We start from the raw sequence: 23,181 nt of genomic DNA, 5'->3' as shown, positions 1-23,181 counted from the left end.
GCTCGAAAGCCGCTTCTTCATCGACCACTTCACGCACAACTTCGATCCGAACGATATCCGCAACGGCGTGATTTATCAGCAGGTGGTTCACGGCTGCATCATCGATGCCAGCGGCCGGCGTCATGCTCGAACCTTTTTCAACGGGTGCCTGGGCAAGGATCCGATGTTGCCCGACAACCCGATTCTCCGGGCATTGATTTTCAACCACCAGAAACTCGCGACGACCTGGTCGCAGTCACAGACCGACCAGAATACCAGCCCTAACGTGCCGTGGCGGGATATCAGTGCTCGAATTCTCGATGCCGTCAAAGATACGTTTGTCAAGATACGCATGGGCGAAAACCTTCAAGGTCCGTTCACGAATATCAGCAAATATTTGTTTCAGCTTCTCGGTCCCGTCACCGAACGTTTGGGGAAGGTGATCAACAAGGGCGTGGTGGCCGGAATGGCCGCGCTGCCGGAGCGACGTTTGATTGCACTGATGCTGGGTGTCGCACGTGCGCAGAATCCCCATCTGGAACTGATCGAAGTATCGAGCGATCTCTCGCCGAAGCAGGCGGCCAGAACGTTGGCGCGTGCGGTCAACGCGATCTCGGGGGGCGGTGCATCGAATCTGTATAAAAGCGCGGAGGATTTGATCGTTGAAACGCGTGCCGCCGCGAGCATCCCGGCTCGCGGGATGTTTCTCGTCGATAGCTCCGAGTTATCGCAGATGGGCAGAGGCTACAGCAATGCGCAGAAGCTGGCTGCGGTTGATCCGCAAACCTTCGAATCCTTGCTGACCAGAACCGCAAGCGAATTGGCTCGCCCTGAAATCAAGGCGGGGGTCATTGTCGGGATCTTTGCTGCCGCGACGGTGATTGGGTATTACGGAGATTATGTACGGGGCGGGAAGACGGAGTTATTGGGATTGAATTTTGGAGCAGCGGTGACGGCGTTTTTGGGGATTGCGGTGGAGGTAACCGGACGCTCAATGCAAAAAATGCCTTGGTTGGAAAGTGCGGTTAGTCGGGTACTTGCTTATTTGCATATCACACGTAATTTTACTGCTGGGTGGTTGATTGGGGCGGGAAAGTGGCTGGGTGTCGCCGGTGGAGTTGGAATGGGATCTGTTACTGTAATTCAGGGTTTTGTTGAGAAAAAATATAACTTTTTTATTGGCGTGTTGATGGTTGGGTTGGGTGGGGCGATGGCGTACGTCGCACTTGCGGCAGTTTATGCGTCTTTAATGACGGCTGGTGTTTATTTTGTAATCGGAATATTGATTGCGGCATCCTTGTGGGTGGTTTCAAAATTTCAAAGTAATGCGATTCAACAGTGGATGGCTCAATCAAAGCTTGGGAGGCTCTCAGAGAATGAGCGGTTTGGGTCATTGTTGGATCAGCAAGCGTCGCTTGCGAAACTTGCGGGTGAATGAATTATGGAAAGTGGATTTTTTGTCCCATTCAAATCGCCAAAGCAATATTCGTATTATGAGAGGCGTTATTATGGTTTGCCACGGGACCCAAAACTGTTGGCCGGCGTAGAGCCTGACGACCGATCTAGTCTAATCGGGTTTAATTCAACCTATCTTGAAGTGATAGATAGATGGTACTCGATTCGAGGGGGTATACAGACCATTTTGGGGGTTTTGATAGTAATAGTATTTTTTGTAATGGTTTTGTCGGTGACCTGGGTTTTGGTTGTCGACTTATTTTCTGATAAGAATTATTTGGTTGATGTCTTTGCAATTACTTTTTTTTCTTTGATGTCGTGGGGTATGGTGCGAATGATCAAGCGGACATTGGGGCGAGAATTTTTTTCGTATTCTTATTTCCCAATTCGCTTTAACCGTAAAACGCGAATGATTCATGTGTTTCGTCACGGTGGTCCTAATGGAGTGTTGTCTGTGCCATGGGATCAAGCGTATTTTCATATCGGAAAAGGTGAGGTCGAGCGCGATCTCACCGATATTCGCGGTCACGTAATGGATGGCGATAACATAATCGATACCTTTGCTGTTGGCCATTTTTTTGGCCGCGATGAGCAACCGGTTCGCCAGATCTGGAAATTTCTTGTCGTCTACATGGAGCAGGGCCCGCAAGCGTTACCCAAGGACATGGTAATTCAGACCTCGACCAGCCGAAGCTGGACGAACTGCTTCCTTTGGGCCAAATCGTATTGCAACATCTGGCTGCCGATACCGTTGATTACCTGGGTCGCGACGGCACTGGTGACCTGCATGCGCTGGCTCGTCATGCAAAGCTGCAAAGAGCCTGTCTGGCCCGCCGAAATCGAGGCGACGTCGGCTATCGAACCGAACGATCCCTACCAGTGGGCGGAACCGAGGTTCACAGGCGAGTTTGCCAAGGACGACAAGGTTTGGGCCGCAATGCTTGCACGGGCGAAACGCCGTGACAAACAAGAGCATTGACCGACGCCGATCCAAATTAGGGCTGCGGTAACTTACGTTGCATTTGGGACTGTCATTTCCGTCTTGATGTTGGCTGGAGTTTGTTTTGTTGTGGGGTGGAATTAACTTCTGCTGATTATATGTTTGAAAATTTAAGGGGCATTGTTCGGTAATAAGTGGTCCAGTCAGGGTGTGGAAAATTTCCGGCCGGTGAGCGATTTTACTAATTTTTATCGAAAGGTTGCGCTCAAAAATTGCAAATGGTTGATTTATGAAAAGCGGATTCGATTATCCATTTAAGGCGCCTAAGCAATATTCCCGATACGAGCGCTGCGCCGACGGGCTTGTTAGAGACTTGAGGAAACTTAATGGCATGAATGTCGATGATCGGGCTAGCCTAATTCGCCTCAATTCCACGTATCTGGATATGATAGACCGGTGGTATACGATCCGTGGCGGGATAGACACCATTTTGATGGCGATGATAGCGCCCGGAATATTTATTGCGATGCTGTATGCTTTTTTTGTGCATATAATGCCGGTATTGATTGTTGAGAATAATTATATAGTTGATGTGTTTTTGGTTGTATTTTTTGGGGTGGTGGCATGGCTTGTCTTTTTGGTGGCAAAGCCGCCGCTTAGTAAGGAGTTTTTTAGCTTCAGTTATTTTCCAATTCGATTCAATCGAAAAACAAGAATGATTCATGTGTTTCGTCACAATGGTCCGAACGGAGTGCTATCTGTGCCGTGGGATCAAGTTTATTTTCATATCGGAAAAGGTGAAGTTAACCGCGACCTCACTGATATTCGCGGCCACGTGATGGATGGCGATGACGTGATCGATACCTTTGCTGTCGGCCATTTCTTCGGTCGCGATGAGCAACCGGTTCGTCAGATCTGGAAGTTCATCGTCACCTACATGGAACAGGGCCCGCAGGCCCTACCCAAGGACATGGTGATTGGTACCTCGACCAGCCGAAGCTGGGCGAACTGTTTCCTCTGGGCCAAATCGTATTGCGACATTTTTCTGCCGATACCGCTCGTCAACTGGGTCGCGGCGGCACTGGTGACCTGCATGCGCTGGCTCATCATGCAAAGCTGCAAGGATCCTGTCTGGCCCGCCGAAATCGAGGCAACGTCGGCCATCGAACCGAATGATCCCTACCAGTGGGCGGAACCGAGGTTCACAGGCGAGTTCGCCAAGGACGACAAGGTTTGGGCCGCAATGCTTGCACGGGCGAAACGCCGTGACAGACAAGAGCATTGATCGACGCCGATCCAAATTAGGGTTGCGGTAATTTACGTTGCATTTGGGTCAGTCATTTTTGTTTTGATGTTAGATGGAGTTTGTTTTGTTGTGGGGCGGCATTAATTTATGCTGATTTATATGTTTGTCAGTTTAATGGGTATTGTTTGGCAATGAGTGGCTTAGTCGGGGTGCGGAAAATTTTCGACCGGTGAACGATTTTACTAATTTTTTATCGAAAGGTTGCGCTCAAAAAACTGCAAATGGTTGATTCATGAAGAGCGGATTTGACTATCCATTTAAGGCGCCAAGGCAGTATTCCCGATACGAGCGCTGCGCCGACGGGCTTGTTAGAGACTTGAGGAAACTTAATGGCATGAATGTCGATGATCGGGCTAGCCTAATTCGCCTCAATTCCACGTATCTGGATATGATCGATCGATGGTATACGATACGTGGTGGAGTGGATACCATATTAATGGCTGTGCTTGCTCCAGGTATTATTTTTATGATGGTTATTTTTTTGTTGGTGGTGATAGTTCCATATTTGATTGGCGGAGGGGGGTATTTTATTGGTGCATTCTCAATTCTTTCTCTTGGTGCGCTTTCATGGATTATTTTTTCGTAGCGAAACCTGCTCTTCGAAAAGAGTTTTTTAGCTTAACTCACTTTCCGGTTCGATTCAATCGAAAAACAAGAATGATCCATGTGTTTCGTCACAATGGTCGGAATGGAGTGCTATCTGTACCATGGGATCAAGTGTATTTTCATATCGGACAAGGTGAAGTTAACCGCGACCTCACCGATATTCGCGGCCACGTGATGGATGGCGATAACGTGATCGATACCTTTGCCGTCGGCCATTTCTTCGGTCGCGATGAGCAGCCGGTTCGTCAGATCTGGAAATTTCTTGTCGTCTATATGGAGCAGGGCCCGCAAGCCCTACCCAAGGACATGGTGATTGGTACCTCGACCAGCCGAAGCTGGGCGAACTGTTTCCTCTGGGCCAAATCGTATTGCGACATTTTTCTGCCGATACCGCTCGTCAACTGGGTCGCGGCGGCACTGGTGACCTGCATGCGCTGGCTCGTCATGCAAAGCTGCAAGGATCCTGTCTGGCCCGCCGAAATCGAGGCGACTTCGGCCATCGAACCGAACGATCCCCACCAGTGGGCGGAACCGAAGATCACAGGCGAGTTCGCCAAGGACGACAAGGTTTGGGCCGCAATGCTTGCACGGGCGAAACGCCGTGACAAACAAGAACATTGATCGACGCCGCCCCAAGTCTTGTCGTGAACACACCCTGGCGCGATCGCCACGCGTTCCGCGATAATTCAGCGTCCCGCCTCGGGCGGCAGGCCGGCGTTCAGCCGAATCCGGCCTGCGCACCGCGCGCGGCGGGGCCTGCATCACGCATACCAAGCATCCACGGCGCAACTGGGCCGCGCCGTCAAAGATAACGATCCGGGGTACGTCGCCGAGGCCGGCAGCACGTCCTTGACAAGGAAACAACAACATGGATTTGCTGCGTTTTTTGCTGCGCTTGCCGTTTCGCGCGATCGGTTTCGTCTGGCGTCTGCTCGGCCTCGTGCTGAGGCCGCTCGTCGGCGACGTGTCATGGCGTGCACCCGCCTGGGTGGGCTTCACCGTCGCGACGGTGCGCCGCCGCCCGTGGCATGCCGGCGGCGCCGTGCTGCTCGGGGTCGCGCTGGCGGGCGGCTGGCACTGGTACAAGCACCGCCCGAAGCCGCCCGAACCGGAAACGGTCAGCTTCACCGTGAAGCCGCCTGCCGTCACGAGCTACGACACCGACGAGAGCGGCAAGCCGAAGGTGACGGTCCATCCGCTCGACATCACGTTCTCGCATTCGGCCGCGCCGCTCGATCGCGTCGGCAAGCCGGTCGAGCGCGGGATCGAGATCACGCCCGCGCTGAAGGGCGTATGGCAATGGGTCGACGACAAGACGCTGCGCTTCACGCCGGCGGCCGACTGGCCGGTCGGCGCGCACGTCGAAGGGCGCTTCGCGGTGCATGAAGCGTTCGCGCCGCAGGTGACGATGGCCGACGACCATTTCGCGTTCGACGTGCCGGCATTCACCGCGCAGACGGGCAGCACCCAGTTCTACCAGGACCCGGAAAACCCCGCGCAAAAGCAGGCGCTGCTGCAGGTCCGCTTCAACTACCCGGTCGATCCGGCGGCGTTCGAGAAGCGCATCGGGCTCGTGCTCGTCGGCCGCGACGGCAAGGGCGCGACGCCGCTGCGCTACACGGTCAACTACGACGCGAGCAAGCTGAGCGCCTGGGTGCAGTCGCAGCCGCTCGAAATTCCGCGCGACCCGCTGTCGGTGCGGCTCGACGTCGACAAGGGCGTGACGAGCGCGCGCGGCGGCAACGGCACGAAGGACGCGCTGCACGCGTCGGTCGGCGTGCCGGGCCTCTACAGCCTGTCGATCGACGGCGTGTCGCCGACACTGGTCGACAACGACCGCTACGAGCCCGAGCAGGTGCTCGTCGCGGAAACGTCCGACGGCGTGCGCAGCGCGGAGCTCGCCGCGCGCGCGAAAGCGTGGGTGCTGCCGAAGCGCAAGCCGGGCGTCGACCAGGCGGATGACGACCCGCCCTACCAATGGAACGTCGCGGACGTCGGCGACGCGGTGCTGAAGCAGGCGAAGCCGCTGCCGCTCGAGCCAGTCCCGACCGAGAACGACTACGCGACGCTGCAGAGCTTCAAGTACCACGCAACGCCGGGCGAGCGCATTTACGTGCGCTTCGACGACGGCCTGAAGTCGGCCGGCGGCTACCTGCTCGGCAAGGCCGTGACGCGCGTGTTCACGGTGCCCGACTATCCGAAGCTGCTGCGCTTCATGGCCGACGGCTCGCTGCTGTCGATGAGCGGCAGCAAGCGGATCTCGGTCGTGTCGCGCAACCTGCCCGGGATGAAGGTCGAGATCGGCCGCGTGGTGCCCGACCAGCTCCAGCACCTCGTCAGCTTCAACCACGGCACGTACGCGCGCCCGGAACTGTCGTATTCGTTCAGCGAGGACCACATCGTCGAGCGCTTCGTGCAGAAGCGCGCGTTCCCGGCGGGCGAGCCGGGCAAGGCGCACTACGAGGGCGTCGATCTCGGCCAGTACCTGAAGGGCGGCAAGCGCGGCGTGTTCCTGCTGCACCTGTCCAAGTACGATCCGGCCGCGGAGAAGAAGCACGCGGACGCCGCCCAGGGCGACGATGCGGCGGCGGACGGCAACGGCGACCCGGACCACGCCGACAGCGCGGATTCGGGCGGCGACGGCAGCGACGAAGACAGCTCGCTCGGCGACACGCGCCTGATCGTCGTGACGGACCTCGGGATGCTCGTCAAGCGCGCGCTCGACGGCAGCCAGGACGTGTTCATCCAGTCGATTCGCTCGGGCCGCCCGGTCGCGGGCGCGACCGTGTCGGTGCTGGCGGTGAACGGCCAGGCGCTGTTCACGCAGACGACCGCAGCCGACGGCGTCGTGCACTTCCCCGCGTTCAAGGGGCTCGAGCGCGAGAAGCGTCCGCAGCTTTACGTCGTGAAGAAGGACGGCGACCTGTCGTTCCTGCCCGTGTCCGGACAAGACCGCCAGCTCGACTTCTCGCGCTTCGACGTCGGCGGCGAGCGCAACGCCACCGGCCAGGGGCAGCTGTCCGCCTACCTGTTCTCGGATCGCGGGCTGTACCGGCCCGGCGACCCGATCCATGTCGGCCTGATCGTGCGGGCGGCGAACTGGGCGCGCAGCCCGGCCGGCGTGCCGCTGCAGGCCGAGATCGTCGATCCGCGCGGGATGACGGTCGAGCGCCGGCCGGTGACCGTCGACGCGACCGGTTTCACCGAGCTCGGCTATACGACTGCCGAGACCGCGCCGACCGGCGCGTGGACCATCAACCTGTATATCGTCAAGGACGGCCAGCCGGGCGCGGAGCCGATCGGCAGCACGACGGTGCAGGTGAAGGAATTCCTGCCGGACCGGATGAAGGTCGACGCGAAGCTGTCGCAGCAGGTCATCGAAGGCTGGGTGAAGCCGGACGGGCTGAAGGGGATCGTCGATGCGCAGAACCTGTTCGGCACGCCGGCGGAGAAGCGCCGCGTCGCGGCGACGCTGACGCTGCGGCCGGCATGGCCGTCGTTCCGCAGCTGGCAGGGTTACCGCTTCTTCGACGCGCGGCGCGCGCAGGAGGGCTACACGACCACGCTGCAGGACGGCCAGACCGACGACAAGGGCCATGCGGAATTCGATCTCGACCTCGGCAAGTACGCGGACGCGACCTACCAGCTCTACTTCCAGGCAAAGACTTATGAAGCGGAAGGCGGGCGCAGCGTCGCCGCGAGCGCGCAGACGCTCGTGTCGAACAACGACTGGCTGGTCGGCTACCGGTCGGTCGACGATCTCGGCTACGTGAAGCGCGGCAGCCCGCGCACGGTGCGGCTCGTCGCGATCGATCCGCGCGCGAAGGCGATCGACTTGAAGGACCTGCGCGCGCAGCTCGTCGAGCAGCGCTACGTGTCGGTGCTGACGAAGCAGGATTCGGGCGCGTACAAATACGACTCGCGGCTGAAGGAAGTGCCGGTCGACGAGCAGCCGCTGACGCTTCCCGCCGCGGGCCGCGACTTCGCGCTGCGCACCGACAAACCCGGCAGCTATGCGCTGGTGATCCGCCGCGCGGACGGCGTCGCGGTGAACCGCATCGAGTACACGGTCGCGGGCGACGCGAACGTGACGCGCTCGCTCGACCGCAACGCAGAGCTGCAGGTGAGCCTGGCCAAGCACGACTACAAGCCGGGCGAGCAGGTCGAGATCGCGATCCGCGCGCCCTACGCGGGAAGCGGCCTGATCACGATCGAGCGCGACAAGGTGTACGCGCACGCGTGGTTCCATGCGGACACGACGAGCTCGATCCAGCACATCAAGGTGCCGGCCGGCTTCGAAGGCAACGGCTACATCAACGTGCAGTACATTCGCGATCCGTCGTCGGACGAGATCTTCATGAGCCCGCTGAGCTACGGCGTCGTGCCGTTCTCGGTGAACCTGGACGCGCGCCGCAACGCGCTGTCGGTCGACGCGCCCGCGCTCGTGAAGCCGGGCGACGCGGCGACCTTCACCGTGCATTCGGCGAAGCCCGCGAAGGTCGTCGTGTTCGCGGTCGACGAGGGCATCCTGCAGGTCGCGCGCTACAAGCTCGGCGATCCGCTGAAGTTCTTCTTCCGCAAGCGGATGCTCGAAGTCGGCACGTCGCAGATCCTCGACCTGATCCTGCCGGACTTCGAGAAGCTGATGTCGATGGCGGCACCCGGCGGCGACGCCGACGACGCGCTCGGCCGCCAGCTCAATCCGTTCAAGCGCAAGCGCGACAAGCCGGTCGTCTACTGGTCGGGGATCGTCGACGTGAACGGCGACGCGCGCGTCAGCTACACGGTGCCGGACTACTTCAACGGCCGGCTGCGCGTGATGGCCGTGTCGGTGTCGCCGGACCTGGTCGGTACCTACGAAGGCGCGACGACCGTGCGCGGCGATTTCGTGCTGTCGCCGAACGTGCCGGCCACGCTCGCGCCGGGCGACGAAGCGGAGGTGAGCGTCGGCGTCGCGAACAACCTGACGGGCGTCGGCAACGCGCCGGTGCCGGTGGCGGTCACGCTGAAGACGGGCCCGCAGCTGCAGGTGGTCGGCCCGGCGACGCAGAACGTCACGCTCGCGCCGATGCGCGAAGGCGTCGCGCTGTTCCGCGTGAAGGCGACCGACACGCTCGGCTCCGGCACGCTGTCGTTCGGTGCACGCTACGGCGCGAAGGCCGCGCAGCAGAGCGTCGACGTGTCGGTGCGGCCGGCCGCCGCGTTCCGCACGCAGCTCGACTTCGCGCGGCTCGACGCGGGCAAGAAGGCGAGCGTGCCGAACCTGCGCAGCATGTACGACGCGTATGCGGCGCGCGACGCGAGCATCTCGACCGCGCCGCTCGTGCTGTCGGAGGGGCTGGCGTCGTATCTCGTCAATTTCGACCACTACTGCAGCGAGCAGATGGTGAGCGCGATCGTGCCGCGCCTGTTCGCGTCGAAGTGGCTGTCGGTGCGCGCGCTGACGAGCCCGCGGCAGCCGCAGGCCGCATCGAATGCATCGGCCGAGAAAGCCGCCGCGGACGCGGCTGCGCAGTTCTTCGGCGCGCTGCGCAGCCGGCAGAACGGGCAGGGCGGATTCGGGCTGTGGAGCGCGACGCCGGATGCCGATCCGTTCGTGTCCGCGTATGCGATGCACGTGCTGATCGATGCGCGCGAGCGCGGCGCGGCCGTGCCGAAGGACATGCTCGACGCGGGCAGCGCGTACCTGCAGCAGCTCGCGGCGAACGACCGGCTCGGCTCGCTCGACCTGCTGCGGCAGCGCGCGTATGCGGTGTACCTGCTGACGCGCGAGGGCAACGTGACGACCAACAGCCTCGCGGCGGTGCAGAAGCGCCTGCAGGACGCGTACCCGAACGACTGGAAGACCGATCTCGCGGCCGCGTGGCTCGCCGCGTCGTACCAGCTGCTGAAGCAGGACAAGGAGGCGGCGGCGCTGATCGCCGGCCCGCAGGGGCTGCTCGAGCGCAAGGCGGCGCGCAACGAGCCGTACGAAGCCGGCTACTACATCGATCCGCTGACGCGCGATGCGAGCGTGCTGTACCTGCTCGCGAAGCACTTCCCCGAGCGCGTGCGCAAGCTGTCGCCGCGCGTGATGGAGAACGTCGCGGCGCCGCTCGAACGCAACCGCTACAACACGCTGTCGTCGGCGATGACGATCCTCGCGCTCGACGCGTACGCGGGCGCGAACGCGGGCGGTCTCGACAAGCTCGCGATCGACGAGGTGCGCGCGGGCGGCGCGCCGAAGGACGTGTCGTCGGTGCAGGCGAACCTCGTGCGCTCGGGCACCTGGGGCGCGGGCGCGTCGCGGGTCGACTTCGTGAACGGCAGCGCGCTGCCCGCGTGGTGGATCGCGAGCCAGTCGGGCTACGACCGGGGCACGTCGGCGAAGGCGATCAGGAACGGCCTCGAGATCGTGCGCGAGTACACCGATACGAGCGGCAAGCCGCTCGACAAGGTGACGCTCGGCCAGGAAATCGACGTGCACCTGAAGATCCGCGCGACGGGCTCGGCGAGCGTCGGCAACGTCGCGATCGTCGACCTGCTGCCGGGCGGCTTCGATCCGGTGATCGCGCCGCCGCCCGCGACCGACGCGCAGGACGGCGGCGGCAGCGGCGATGCCGACGGCGCGGATGCGGCAAGCGCCGCGAATGCGCCGTGGCGCTCGCCGATCGGCGTCGCCGGCTCGACCTGGCAGCCGGAATACGCGGACGTGCGCGAGGACCGCGTGGTGATCTACGGCACCGCGACGACCGACGTGCGCGAGTTCGTGTACCGGATCAAGGCGAGCAACGCGGGCCGCTTCGTCGTGCCGCCCGCATATGGCGAGTCGATGTACGACCGGCGCGTGCAGGCGCAGTCGCCGGGCGGCGCGACCCTCACGGTCGGGCGCGCGCGATGATCGCGGCATCACGTGTGTTGCGTGCGCCGCGTTCGGCGGAAGGCGGACGCGTGCATGGCTGACGCGTCCGCAATCCGCCGGGCGCGGCATCGCGCCGGCCGCTGGCTGCATCGCTGGCAGAACTGGATCGCGGGCGGGCTGCTCGTTTTGGCGGTGCTGGCCGGTTTCCGGCTGTGGCCGCATCCGTCGCTGCGCGACTGGAAGCCGTCGTCGACCGCCGTGTTCGACGCGCACGGGCGGCTGCTGCGGCTCACGCTCGCGAAGGACGACCGTTACCGGCTGTGGGTGCCGCTCGAACGGATGTCGCCGCAGCTCGTCGAAGCGGTGCTGCTGCACGAGGACCGCTGGTTCTGGTGGCATCCGGGCTTCAATCCTTACGGCCTGGCGCGCGGCGCGTGGGTTACCTACGTGCGCGGCGGCAATCCGCAGGGCGGCTCGACGCTGACGATGCAGCTCGCGCGCTCGCTGTGGCGGCTCAACACGCGCACGCCGCTCGGCAAGCTGGAACAGGTCGGCCGCGCGCTGCAGCTCGAGCTGTTTTATTCGAAGCGGCAGATCCTCGAGGCCTACCTGAACGATGCGCCGTACGGCCGCAACGTCGAAGGCGCGGGCACCGCGAGCCTCGTGTATTTCGACCGGCAGGCCGATGCGCTGACGCTGCCCGAGGCGCTCGCGCTCGCGGTGATCCCGCAGGACCCGGCGCGGCGCGTGCGCGGCGGCGCGGGGCAGGACGAGATCAACCGCGCGCTCGCCGCGTCCCGCAACCGGCTGTACGCGCGCTGGCTCACCCGTCATCCGCGCGATGCGGCATCGAGGCCGCTGTTCGCGCTGCCGCTCGCGATGCGCCCGCTCGCGGCGCTGCCGTTCGATGCGCCGCACGCGGTCGACCAGGCGCTGGCCGAGCGCGTTGCGTGGCGCGCCCGCGCGGGTGTCGGCGACGATGAAGAACGCGACGACGCGCGCGTCGTCACGTCGCTCGATCTCGCACTGCAACGTGCGCTCGAACGGCAGGTCGGCCGCTACGTCGCGCGCAACGACACGCAGGGCATCCGCAATGCGGCGGCGATCCTCGTCGACACGCGCGACATGGGCGTGAAGGCGCTCGTCGGGTCCGCGAACTTCTTCGACCGCGCGATCCAGGGGCAGGTGAACGGCACGCTCGCGCGGCGCTCGCCGGGCTCGACGCTCAAGCCGTTCATCTATGCGCTCGGCTTCGACCAGGGCGTGCTGCATCCGCAGACGGTGCTGCGCGACGTGCCGACGTCGTTCGGCCCTTACGCGCCGGAGAACTTCGACGGCCGCTTCCTCGGGCCGATCACCGCGACCGATGCGCTGAACCGCAGCCGCAACGTGCCCGCCGTGTGGGTCGCGTCGCAGCTCAGGCAGCCCGATCTCTACGGGTTCCTGAAGGAAGCCGGCGTGCGCCGGCTCGCGAGCGCACAGCACTATGGGCTCGCACTCGTGCTCGGCGGCGGCGAGGTCACGATGCAGGATCTGGCGCGCCTGTACGCGATGCTCGCGAACGGCGGCGTGCTGCGGCCGCTGCGGCTGCGCGACGACGAGCCGGTCGCGCCGGGCCGGCGCCTGCTGAGCGCGGAAGCGAGCTTCATGACGATGAACATGCTGCGCGAGCACCTGCGCCCCGACGAGACGAGCGGCGCGCAGCCCGGGCGGCTGCCCGTGTACTGGAAGACCGGCACGTCGTGGTCGTTCCGCGATGCGTGGACGGCCGGCGTGTTCGGGCCGTACGTGCTGGTCGTGTGGGTCGGCAATTTCGACAATTCGAGCAACACGGCGTTCGTCGGCGTCGACGCGGCCGCGCCGCTGTTCTTCCAGATCGTCGATGCGCTGAACGCCGAGCGCGCGCTTGCCGAGCCGGCGCGGCCGGCGCCGCCGCGCGTGAAGCGCGTGCGGATCTGTCTCGCGAGCGGCGACCTGCCGAACGAGTGGTGTCCGCAGCAGGGCTGGACGTGGTTCATCCCGGGCACGTCGCCGATCCGCGTGAGCACCGTGCACCGGCCCGTCGTGATCGACGACGCGACCGGCCGCGCCGCGTGCCCGCCTTATGACGGCAAGCGCACGCACACCGAAGTCTTCGAGTTCTGGCCGTCGGACCTGCAGCAGGTGTTCGCACAGGCGGGCATTCCGCGCCGGCGCCCGCCGCAGAATCCCGACTGCGGCAACGCCGGGCAGGTCGACGGCGATCCGCCGCGCATCACGTCGCCGCTGCGCGGCAGCACGTATGCGATGCGCGTGAAGGACGCGGGCGGCACGCGCATCGCGTTCAACGCGACCGCCGATGCGAGCGCGCATGCGCTCTACTGGTTCGTCAACGATGCATACGTCGGCCGCAGCGCGCCGGGCGACGCGCTGTTCTGGCAACCGGCAACGGCGGGCAGCTTTACGGTGCGGGTGGTCGACGACCACGGCCGCAGCGACCAGCGGCCGCTGGCGGTCGGGCTCGAGCAGTAGCCGGCGCGGCGCCGGCGCTCACTTCCACGCCGGCGGCAGCGCGGGCGCCTCCAGGCGCGGAGCCGTCTCGCCGTGCACGTCGCCGAAGCCGCGCCGCGCGTTCCACGCATCGGCCGCGGCGACCATCTCCGCCGGGCTGCGCGCGACGAAGTTCCACCAGATCAGCAGGTCTTCCTCGAACGGGGCGCCGCCGAGCACGATGAAGCGCGCGGCGGCCTCCGTCGTCAGTTCGAGCCGGTCGTGCCCGGTGCCCAGATAGAGCAGCACGTTCGGTTCGAGTGCCGCGCCGTCGACGGCCACGTCGCCCGTCAGCGCGAAGACCGCGTATTCGAAGGCGGGATCGAGCGGCATCGCGAGACGGGCGGCGCCGTCCGACGCGAAGTCCAGCCCGACCAGCGGCGAATACACCTGCGCCGGCGACACGCGATCGAACGCGGCGCCGGCCAGCACCGTGATCGTGAATCCGCCGTCGCGGTGAACGGGCAGGTTCCGGTAGTTTTCGAATGCGGGTGCGCGATCGCGATGCGCGTCGGGCAGCGCGATCCACAGCTGGACCGCATGAAAGCGCCCGCCGGGCAACAAGGCGTCCTCGGTGTCCTCCGTGTGCGCGATGCCGCGGCCGGCGGTCATCAGGTTGACCTCGCCGGGCCGGATCACCTGCTCGTAGCCGAGGCTGTCGCGATGCAGCACGGAGCCTTCGATCATCCACGTGAACGTCTGCAGGCCGATATGCGGATGCGGGCCGACGTGCATGCCGGTGTCGCCGGACAGCGCGACCGGGCCCGCGTGGTCGAGGAAGCACCACGCGCCGACGGTTTTCCGCTGACGATTGGGCAACGCGCGGTGGATCGGCAGCGCGCCCACTTCGGCGGCGCGCGCCGGGTAGCGTTCGGCGGCCTGCGGGCCGGGTTCGGTGGAGGTCGATGGGGTTTCGATGCGCGTGTCCATGTCGTGAATCTCCTGTAGTCGTGTCGCGTCAGGCGCTCAGGCGGCTGTCGATCTCGACGTCGCCGGTGAGCAGCCGGTGAATCGGGCACGCGTTGGCGATTTCCAGCAGGCGGTTGCGCTGTTCGGCCGTCAGGTTGCCGCTCAGCGTGATGTCGCGCGCGATCTTCGTCGGCGATCCGGGCTGCTCGTCGGTGATCGTGAGCCGCACGTCGATGCCGTCGAGCGGCAATTCCTTGCGCTGCGCATACATCGCGACGGTGATCGCGGTGCACGAGCCGAGCGCGGACAGCAGCAGGTCGTGCGGATCGGGGCCGGTGTCGCCGCCGCCGAGACGGGCCGGCACGTCGCTGCGCCATTCGTGGGCGCCGGACGTCAGCGTGACCTGGTAGCGGATCGCGCCGAGATGGGCGACGACGGTCGAATTTGCCATGGGAAATCCTGATGAACGAGAAAGGGGGAAAGGGCCGGCCGGATGCCGCGGGTCAGCGGTCGTTGATCCGGACGACGGCGTAGCCGGCATCGTCGAACGCGACGAAGAACTCCTCGGCGAACAGCCACGAATCGACCTGGACCATCCGGCTCGCCGGGTCGACCTGAACCTTGGCGTCCGGGTCGACGGTCCGGATCTGATGCGCGATGTCTTGTGCCGCTGCGCCATCGATGGCGTGGTCGAGCAGAAATTCCATGATGTGCTCCCGATCGAATACGAATGTCAGTCTGCCTGCGTGCACGACCGGCGCGCCGCGCAACTGGTCGTAACCTTATATCGGCCTGGCGGCGCACGGAAGCCCGTGCGCGCGGAACGCACTGTATCCCGCCGGGCAACAAAGCGCAGACGCGGACGCCTGCCTGTACGCTCGCGGTCGTGCCGGGACGCGAAACGCCCGGTTCGATCGCGGGAAACGCGGTGCGCGTGTTCCCGTCATGCGGAGGCCGCCTGCAGCGCCTCCGCCGGCTGCGCATTGTCCGCGAGCGTGGCCCACGGCCGGTCGAGCAGCGCGATCCGCACATGTTCGATGAACGCCTTCAGCTTGTTGCTCGCGAACGGATTGCGCGGATAGACCGCATAGATCACTTCTTCCTGCGGCGTCTCGTCCGGCAGCAGCCGCACGAGCCGGCCGTCGCGCAACGCAGGGGCGGCGACGTAGGCGGGCAGCATCGCGATGCCGATCCCTTGCAGCGCGGCATCGCGCAGGGTTTCGCTGTTGTTCGCTAGGAACGCGCCGGCCGGACAGATCGTCTGCGGCTTGGCCGGCCCGTTCGGCGATTCGAACGACCACGTCTGCGACGGCGACGCATGCGTGTAGTTCAGGCAACGGTGTTCGAGCAACTGGTCGATGGCATCCGGGCGGCCGTGGTGTTCGAGATAGCCGGGGCTGCACACGACGACGCGCTCGCACGCGGCGATCCGGCGCGCGATCAGCGTGCTGTCCGACAGGCGGGCCGAGCGGATCGCGACGTCGAAGCGCTCGGCCTCGATGTTGACGATGCGGTCGTCCGTCTCGAGCGTGACGCGCAGGTGCGGATGGGCGGCGGCGAACTGCGCGATCGCGGGGCCGAGCCATAGCCGCGTGAGGCTGACCGGCGCCGTGATGCGCAGCTCGCCGCACAGGCCATGCGATTGCTCGGCGATCTCCTCCGCGACGTCGATGAGGCGCCGCATCGATTCCGATGCGGCTTCATAAAAGATCATGCCGGCATCGGTCGGCACGACGTTGCGCGTGGAGCGCATCAGCAGCTGCACGCCGAGGGTTCGCTCGAGATCGCTGATGCGCTTGCTGACGACCGATTTGGACAGGCCGAGCCGCCGCGCCGATTCGGTGATGCTCTGTCGCTCGACGGCGAGCAGGAAGGCCTGGATCTCGTCGTTGTTCAGGGATTTCATGATGCGGTCTCGCTTGGGGGAGCGGTTGTTTCAGACTAGGGCGCTTGCGCGGTTTGTCGAGACGATTTATTGCGCCCCACGCATGAGCACGAGCGACGATGGCGCAAGTCTAGGGCAACCCCTTTTGCGCCGGTAGACCGCGCAGGCTATGCTCAGTGTCTCATTCATGGAACGATGAACGGCGTCGATGCAGGATCTCAACGATCTCTATTTCTTTGTGCAAGTGGTTGAATACAACGGGTTTGCGCCGGCCGGCAGGGTGCTCGGCGTGCCGAAGTCGACGTTGAGCCGGCGGATCGCCACGCTCGAGAAGCAGCTCGGCGTGCGCCTCGTGCACCGGTCCACGCGGCAGTTCTCGATCACCGAAATCGGCCAGCGCTACTACACGCACTGCAAGGCGATGCTCGTCGAGGCCGAGGCCGCGCAGCAGGCGATCGACCAGATGCGCGCGGAGCCGCAGGGCGTGGTCCGGCTCACGTGTCCGGTCGCGATCCTGCATGCGCGCGTCGGCGCGATGCTCGCGGCGTACCTGGCCCGCACGCCGCGCGTGACGATTCACCTGGAGGCGACCAATCGCGTCGTCGACGTGGTAGGCGAAGGCATCGATGTCGCGATCCGGGTGCGGCCGCCGCCGCTGAAGGACAGCGACCTCGTGATGCGCGTGCTCGGCGAGCGCGCGTGGTGTCTGGTCGCGAGTCCGTCGCTCGTGCGGCAGCACGGCGAAGCCGCGACGCCGGCCGACCTCGCGGCGTGGCCGAGCCTCGATTTCGGGCCGGCGCAGCCGCAGCACGCGTGGACGCTCGACGGGCCGGACGGCGTGCAACTGACGGTCCGCCATACGCCGCGGTTCGTCACCGACGACATGACCGCGTTGCGCCAGGCGGCGGTTGCCGGCGCGGGCGTCGTTCAGTTGCCCGTGATGATGATGACCGACGAACTGCGAAGCGGTGAGCTCGTGCGGGTGTTGCCGGGCTGGTCGCCGAAGAGCGGGGTCATCCACGCGGTGTTTCCGTCCCGCCGCGGGCTGCTGCCGTCGGTGCGATCGTTGCTGGATTTTCTCGCCGAGCGCTTTGCGGAGGTCGAGGAGGTCTAGCTTTCCGCGATTGCGTCGAAGCGTTGTGCGAGAAATGGAGGGCGAGGCACCCGGGGCCGGCCACGATCAGGATCATGAAGCCGCCGATGACATGATTCTTTCCAAGACAGAGCAGGACGTGGAACGGGATCCCGATGACCGGCGGCCTGACGCGTCAGCTTATGCGTTTCGCGACGGATTGCGTAGCCGGCGCGCATCGAACATTGTGTTCTCGCCGGGCGAACGGCGGACGAGTAACAATATCGACTGATACGCGCGTTGATTTGTTGGTAAAACTAATCAATTCTCAAAGGCAATTTCGGAAATGTCGCGGCCGACAGGATTCGTCCGTGACATCGTGCGCGACAAGCGTCGCGCAGCAGCGTGCGATCAGGACAGGCCGATCGATCCCTCGTAAGAAGGTGGTCATCCCGGTCAAGCGATTCGTAACGCCAACAGGATAGGCATGAACATTTGGCAGAGTTGTGCGGTTACCGCGCTGGCGTCGTTATGCGTGCCAGTCGCGCAGGCGCAAAGCAGCATCACGTTGTTCGGTCTGCTCGACGCAGGCGTGAGCTACGTCAGCAACGAAGGCGGACATGGAAATGCGAAGTTCGACGACGGCATCTATACGCCAAGCATGGTCGGCTTGCGCGGCAGCGAGGACATCGGCGGCGGAACGCGGGTCATTTTCCAGCTGGTGAACCAGTTCGCGTTCGGCAACGGGGCGATCATCGGCAACGGGCTCTTTGCGCGAACCGCTTACGTCGGCGTGCAGAACGACCGGTTCGGCACGTTGACGCTCGGCAACCAGTACGAGTTCATGGCCGACACGCTGTTCTTCAGCGGCATCGACGCCGCCGGGGACATAGGCGGGCTTTACAACCTGCGCAACGGGCCGTTCCAGAAGCTCGCGCTGCCCGGCAATCCGACCGGCGCGTTCGACTGGGACCGGATGGCGGGTAGCCAGCGCGTCGCGAATTCCGTCAAGTACGTGAGCCCCGTGGTTGGTGGACTGAAGGCGGGCGCGCTTTATGCGTTCGGCGGCGTCCCGGGGTCCATCGGCGCCGGCAATACGGTGAGCCTGAGTCTCGACTACGAGGCCGGGCCGTTTGGCGCTGCCGCAGCGTATACCAACCAGAAATATGGCGCGCAGCCGGGGTCGGCTGCGACGAGTGTGCGCAACTGGGGCGCGGGCGCGCACTACCAGCTCGGCCAGGTGAAAGTGAGTGCGCTTGTCACGACGGTGCGCAACGCCGCGAACGGCGGTGCGGCATGGATGAGCGAACTCGGCGGCGTCTGGCAATTGGCCGGCCCGATCCGGATCGGCGCCGACTACATGTACATGAAGGGTAACGCGGTGCTCGACGACAACCATGCGCACCAGGTCACCGCGACACTCCAGTATTCGTTGTCGAAGCGGACGATGGTGTACGCAAGTGGCGTGTGGCAGCGCGCGAGCAGCGGCGCGCGCGCGCAGATCAACGGCGTGATGGACCCGGACGGTGCGTCCTCCGGCATGAACCAGGCGATTGCCCGCATCGGCATTCATACGATTTTCTGATCGTCTCCGCGAGACGGGGAACGGAGTGGTGCCGGATACGATGCCTGAAGCGGGAATGACCCGATATTGGCGATAGTTCGTGGTCGATATACTGCGCGACGTTGGGTCTGGAATCTCGCCAGACTGCCCGCGAGGCGCCAGGAAGACACGACAACCTTCAGGGCAACGATCGTCCGAGATCGTCAGGCACATCACGGAAAAGATCCCCGATGATCGACAATGGGCGGCACGGTCGGTGGCGTGGCGATGCCCGAGCGGGTAGGGCGCCGTTGGTGCGCGCGTATGGTGTGCTGGGCGCATTGCTCGTTGCGGCGCCATGCGCGTGGGCGCAGGGTTCGGTGACGCTGTACGGTCTGCTCGACACCAGTATCGAGGTTACGAATCCGGGTGGCGGGTGGGTGCCGAGGATGGATTCCGGCGCCTATCGCGGATCGCGGGTGGGCCTGCGGGGCCGCGAGCCGATCGGCGGCGGCACGAGCATCCTGTTTGCGCTCGAGAGCGGTTTCAGCACGGCCGACGGCACGCTGTCGACGGCGGGCGCGCTGTTCAGCCGCCAGGCGTGGATCGGCATGGGCGGCCCATGGGGCGAAGTGCGGGTGGGGCGGCAGTATTCGCCGATCTATATCCCGTTCAAAGGAATGATCGACGCGTTTGGCGCAGGCACGATCGCGTCCGGGCTGAACAACCTGTCGAAGATCACGCCGTACGTGAGCAATGCGATGACGTATCTGTCGCCGACGATCTCGGGATTCGACGCAACCGTGATGATGGCGCTGCGCGCGCCGGACGACAAGGACGGCAACGGGCTCGCCGGCAACTTCGAGACGGTGTCGTACCGGTACGGGCCGTTCCGGATCGCATACGCGCACCAGCAGACGCACGGCAGCGGCGCGCTGCGCGCGAACCTCGGCGGCGTATCGTATGAAGTTGGCAAGGCAACGTTGTTTGCGGACTGGTTCAATGGCTCGGGCGGCGGCAAGCCGGCCTATCGCGACGACGGCATCGCCGTATCGCTGCGCTATGCGTTCCTGCTGAATGTCGATGCGTCGCTCGGCTATGCGTATGTGCGCGACCGCTCGTCGGGGCGAAACAATGCCGATCAGTTCAGCGCGATGTGCGAGTACAGCTTCTCCAGGACGCTGCAGCTCTACGCAAGTGCGGGCTGGCTGCGCAATCGCAACCAGGCGACGTTCACGCTGCGCGGCGTCAATGTGACGGGACTGCCGCCCACGTGGCCCGGCGCGCCGGTGCGCGGCGTGCAGCTCGGCTTGATCGACCGCTTCTAGGCAGGACGATCGATACGCGTCGAGGCGTCGCATTCCGCGTCGCGTCAACGGTGTTACCGCGGGCGTTGCCGCGCATCGTTTTGCGATCCTTGTAATTGGACAAGGCGCTCCCTATGCTTTTACCGAAATTCCTCTCTGCATCGAACTCGCCGTCGACGCCGTGAAGGGCGGATGCCGGGCATCCACTGTCCGTCGAAAGAACGGCCGGGCGGGGCTTTGTCTTCGGGAGGCCGGCCGGGGCCGGCCAGGCAATCAACCATCTCATGGAGAGGGAAAATGCTAGAAGAGTTCAGCAGACAAAGCGCTTGTCGGCCGTCGTCGCGCTGGCGGAATCTCGCCGCTGTGGTGCTGGCGGGCGGCGTCGCGGCCGCCGGTCATGCTGCAGCACAAAGCGCAGGGGATTGGCCGATGGCGGGGCAGAACGTCCATAACACCCGCAGCGCGCCGGGCGAGCACGCGATCGGGGTGGACAGCGTCGCGAAACTGGCGCCGCGCTGGACGCTCGACACGGACGGCAATGTCTCCGCTACGCCGACGGTGGTCGACGGAGTCGTCTACGTTCCCGACTTCGGCGGTACGTTGTGGGCCGTCGATGCCGCGAGCGGACAGGTGAAGTGGCGCAAGAAGGTCAGCGACTATACGGGGATTCCGAACGACGCGTCGCGCACCAGCCCGGCGTATTGGAACGGCACGCTGGTGATCGGACAGGGCACGCAGATCGCCGTCAATCCGACCGGCGCCTACGTGCTGGGCATCAAGGCCGCGGACGGGGCGCCGCTGTGGCGCACGCAGGTCGAGACCGAACCGACCGCCATCATCACCAGTTCGCCCGTCATCGACGATGGCGTCGTTTACGTCGGGGTTTCGTCGCGGGCCGAAGCGCTCAAGGATGTTGCCAAGTACCGGGGCAGCGTCGCGGCGCTCGACGCGAAGACCGGCAAGCTGCTCTGGAAGACGTACATGGTTCCCGAGGGCTATACAGGTGGCTCGGTCTGGGGCAATACGCCGGTTGTCGACCGCCAGAACGGCCTTCTGTATGTCACCACCGGCAACAATTTCACCGTCCCGACCGGCGTCTGCCGGTATCCGACGCAAAAGAAATGCAAGCCGACGGCGGCGGCCAACCACATCGACAGCTTCGTCGCGCTCAACCTGAAGACCGGAAAGATCGCGTGGGCCACCCGCACGCTGCCTGCCGACATGTCGACGAACTATGACCACAACGATGGTCCGGATTACGACTTCGGTTCGGGTCCCAACCTGTTCACGACGACGATCGGCGGGCATGAGCGGACCCTGCTCGGGGCCGGCCAGAAGAGCGGCGTCTATTGGGCGCTCGAGCCCAGGACGGGCAAGGTCGTCTGGCATACGCAGGTCGGCCCCGGCAGCCTGCTCGGCGGCATGCTGTGGGGAACCGCCGCCGACGGCAAGCGGATCTACGTGTCGATCGGCAACCTCAATCACGAGCCGATCCCCGTCGATTCGCCGAAGGGCAAGACGACGACCACGGGCGGGATCTGGGCGGCGGTCGATGCGGCGACGGGCAAGGTGTTGTGGCGCACTGCCGATCCGCAGCAGATGATGGACACCGTCGCGATGTCCGCGGCGAACGGCGTGGTCTATGCCGGTTCGCTCGCCGGCAGCGGCGCGAACATGTATGCGCTCGATGCGGCGACCGGCGAAATCAAGTGGAGCTTCGAGAGCGGCGGCGCGGTCGTGTCCGGCGCGGCGATCGTCGACGGCACGGTGTACTGGGGGACCGGCTATCACACGAAGGTCCTCGGGCTGCCTTATGCCGGCGACAGCCACAAGCTTTATGCGTTTGCCATAGCGAAACAGTGAGCCGGGCGGTGGTCCTGCGAACGGGAGGTAGTCGTTCACGATGTGTCGTGACCGGGGAAGACGCGATCTCTACGGGAGGTCCGGCGCCGCGGCGCCGGACCTCGGGCGAACGCCGCGCAGCGGATGCGCGGCACGCGGAACGCGTCAGCTCTTGTCGTACGAGAACTGGATGCCGGCCGTGCCGCCCGTCTCGACGAACAGGTTCATGAACGCGGGCACGGTTTCGCTGCGCGCCCAGTCGCGCTGCAGTTCGCAGAAAAGCTGCGCGACGCTGATCAGCTGGCCGCCGGCCTGTTCGATGCGGCGCAGCGCGGCTTCGTGCGCGGCGACCGACGTGCCGCCGACCGCGTCGACGACCACGTACACCTCGTAGCCGGCCTTCAGCGCGTCGAGCGCCGGGAACGTCAGGCACGCTTCCGTCCAGAGCGCGGTCATGATCAGCTTCTTGCGGCCGGTTGCCTCGACCGCCTTGCGGAACTCGACGTCTTCCCACGAGTTGATCGACGTGCGGTCATAGGTCGGATAGTCGCCGAGCACCGCGCGCAGCTGCGGGATCGGCGGCTTGTTCAGGCCCGTCTTCACGTTCACGGTCGAGTGCACGATCGGCAGCTTGTACGTGATCGCGGCCTTCGACGCGCCGACGATGTTGTTGATCAGCAGCTGGCGGTCCATCGACGCGATCGAGTTCACCTGAACCGGCTGGTAGTCGATGACGATGAACGTGGCGTTCTGCGGCGTGAGCAGATGGTCGTTTGCGGGGTCGCGAATCGGTTCGCTTGCCATGGCTCTCTCCTGGTGGGGTAACGCTTGGAAACGGGCCGCCCGATCGCGCTGCCGTGCCTGTCGACAGGCCGCGGCGCGCTGCGATCGGGAGAGGCTCGATACGAATGCCGTTGCCGGCGGCCCGATGGATGCGAGACCGCCGGCGAGCCCAGTCAGATTAGGC

16 protein-coding genes are annotated in these 23,181 nt (G+C 64.3%); 11 read left to right on the top strand and 5 right to left on the bottom strand.

Features of this window, described 5'->3' with window-relative positions; all coding sequences use genetic code 11:
* The 7 genes from HWX31_RS30070 to pbpC form a co-directional block, all read left to right on the top strand.
* Positions 1–1,417 (top strand): hypothetical protein (locus HWX31_RS30070; protein ID WP_175933998.1); only part of this gene is annotated, 1,417 nt, incomplete at its 5' end.
* Positions 1,418–1,666: 249 nt separating this feature from the next.
* Positions 1,667–2,413, top strand: a complete 747-nt coding sequence (locus HWX31_RS30065) for a DUF6708 domain-containing protein (RefSeq protein WP_174963490.1) — start codon at positions 1,667–1,669, stop codon at positions 2,411–2,413.
* Between the two features lie 352 nt (positions 2,414–2,765).
* Positions 2,766–3,659, top strand: coding sequence for a DUF6708 domain-containing protein (locus tag HWX31_RS30060; RefSeq protein ID WP_174963492.1), 894 nt, complete (start codon positions 2,766–2,768; stop codon positions 3,657–3,659).
* Between the two features lie 355 nt (positions 3,660–4,014).
* Entirely contained in the window at positions 4,015–4,266 is a 252-nt protein-coding gene (locus tag HWX31_RS30055) for a hypothetical protein (RefSeq protein ID WP_174963494.1), read from the top strand.
* Entirely contained in the window at positions 4,248–4,907 is a 660-nt protein-coding gene (locus tag HWX31_RS30050) for a DUF6708 domain-containing protein (protein WP_174963496.1), read from the top strand. The genes HWX31_RS30055 and HWX31_RS30050 overlap by 19 nt, the downstream gene beginning before the upstream one ends.
* A 247-nt stretch (positions 4,908–5,154) precedes the next feature.
* Positions 5,155–11,166 (top strand): MG2 domain-containing protein, encoded by a 6,012-nt coding sequence (locus HWX31_RS30045; RefSeq protein WP_174963499.1) that lies wholly within the window; start codon positions 5,155–5,157, stop codon positions 11,164–11,166.
* Positions 11,167–11,220: 54 nt separating this feature from the next.
* Complete coding sequence (gene pbpC / locus HWX31_RS30040; protein ID WP_174963501.1) at positions 11,221–13,638, top strand: penicillin-binding protein 1C; 2,418 nt, start codon at positions 11,221–11,223, stop codon at positions 13,636–13,638.
* A gap of 18 nt (positions 13,639–13,656) precedes the next feature.
* On the opposite strand, the gene HWX31_RS30035 is transcribed toward pbpC, so the two are convergent.
* From HWX31_RS30035 to HWX31_RS30020, 4 genes are all read right to left on the bottom strand, one after another.
* Entirely contained in the window at positions 13,657–14,586 is a 930-nt protein-coding gene (locus tag HWX31_RS30035; protein ID WP_174963503.1) for a pirin family protein, read from the bottom strand.
* A 28-nt stretch (positions 14,587–14,614) separates the two neighbouring features.
* Positions 14,615–15,016, bottom strand: a complete 402-nt coding sequence (locus HWX31_RS30030) for an OsmC family protein (RefSeq protein ID WP_174963505.1) — start codon at positions 15,014–15,016, stop codon at positions 14,615–14,617.
* Between the two features lie 52 nt (positions 15,017–15,068).
* The gene (locus HWX31_RS30025) at positions 15,069–15,272 is read right to left on the bottom strand and encodes a hypothetical protein (RefSeq protein WP_059753379.1); all 204 of its coding nucleotides are present in this window, start codon (positions 15,270–15,272) and stop codon (positions 15,069–15,071) included.
* A 236-nt stretch (positions 15,273–15,508) separates the two neighbouring features.
* A complete protein-coding gene (locus tag HWX31_RS30020) occupies positions 15,509–16,471 on the bottom strand; it encodes a LysR family transcriptional regulator (protein WP_174963507.1) in 963 nt (320 codons plus the stop codon).
* Positions 16,472–16,658: 187 nt separating this feature from the next.
* Between HWX31_RS30020 and HWX31_RS30015 the strand changes: the two genes are divergently transcribed.
* The 4 genes from HWX31_RS30015 (at position 16,659) to HWX31_RS30000 (ending at position 22,235) form a co-directional block, all read left to right on the top strand.
* On the top strand, positions 16,659–17,564 hold the full coding sequence (locus tag HWX31_RS30015) for a LysR family transcriptional regulator (protein ID WP_174963509.1): 906 nt from the start codon (positions 16,659–16,661) through the stop codon (positions 17,562–17,564).
* Between the two features lie 445 nt (positions 17,565–18,009).
* Complete coding sequence (locus HWX31_RS30010) at positions 18,010–19,107, top strand: porin (RefSeq protein ID WP_174963511.1); 1,098 nt, start codon at positions 18,010–18,012, stop codon at positions 19,105–19,107.
* Between the two features lie 209 nt (positions 19,108–19,316).
* Positions 19,317–20,393 carry a porin gene (locus HWX31_RS30005; protein WP_174963513.1) on the top strand — a complete coding sequence of 359 codons (1,077 nt, stop codon included), beginning with the start codon at positions 19,317–19,319 and terminating at the stop codon, positions 20,391–20,393.
* A gap of 171 nt (positions 20,394–20,564) precedes the next feature.
* Positions 20,565–22,235, top strand: coding sequence for an outer membrane protein assembly factor BamB family protein (locus HWX31_RS30000; protein WP_174963515.1), 1,671 nt, complete (start codon positions 20,565–20,567; stop codon positions 22,233–22,235).
* Positions 22,236–22,379: 144 nt separating this feature from the next.
* Here the strand turns inward: HWX31_RS30000 and HWX31_RS29995 are convergent, their stop codons facing one another.
* Complete coding sequence (locus HWX31_RS29995) at positions 22,380–23,018, bottom strand: hydrolase (RefSeq protein WP_059609752.1); 639 nt, start codon at positions 23,016–23,018, stop codon at positions 22,380–22,382.
* Positions 23,019–23,181: the final 163 nt, after the last annotated feature.

Source organism: Burkholderia ubonensis (assembly GCF_902833085.1).
Classification (GTDB): Bacteria; Pseudomonadota; Gammaproteobacteria; order Burkholderiales; family Burkholderiaceae; genus Burkholderia; species Burkholderia ubonensis.
Note: the sequence above shows the minus strand (reverse complement) of the source record. Positions and strands in the feature narration are given on the sequence as shown.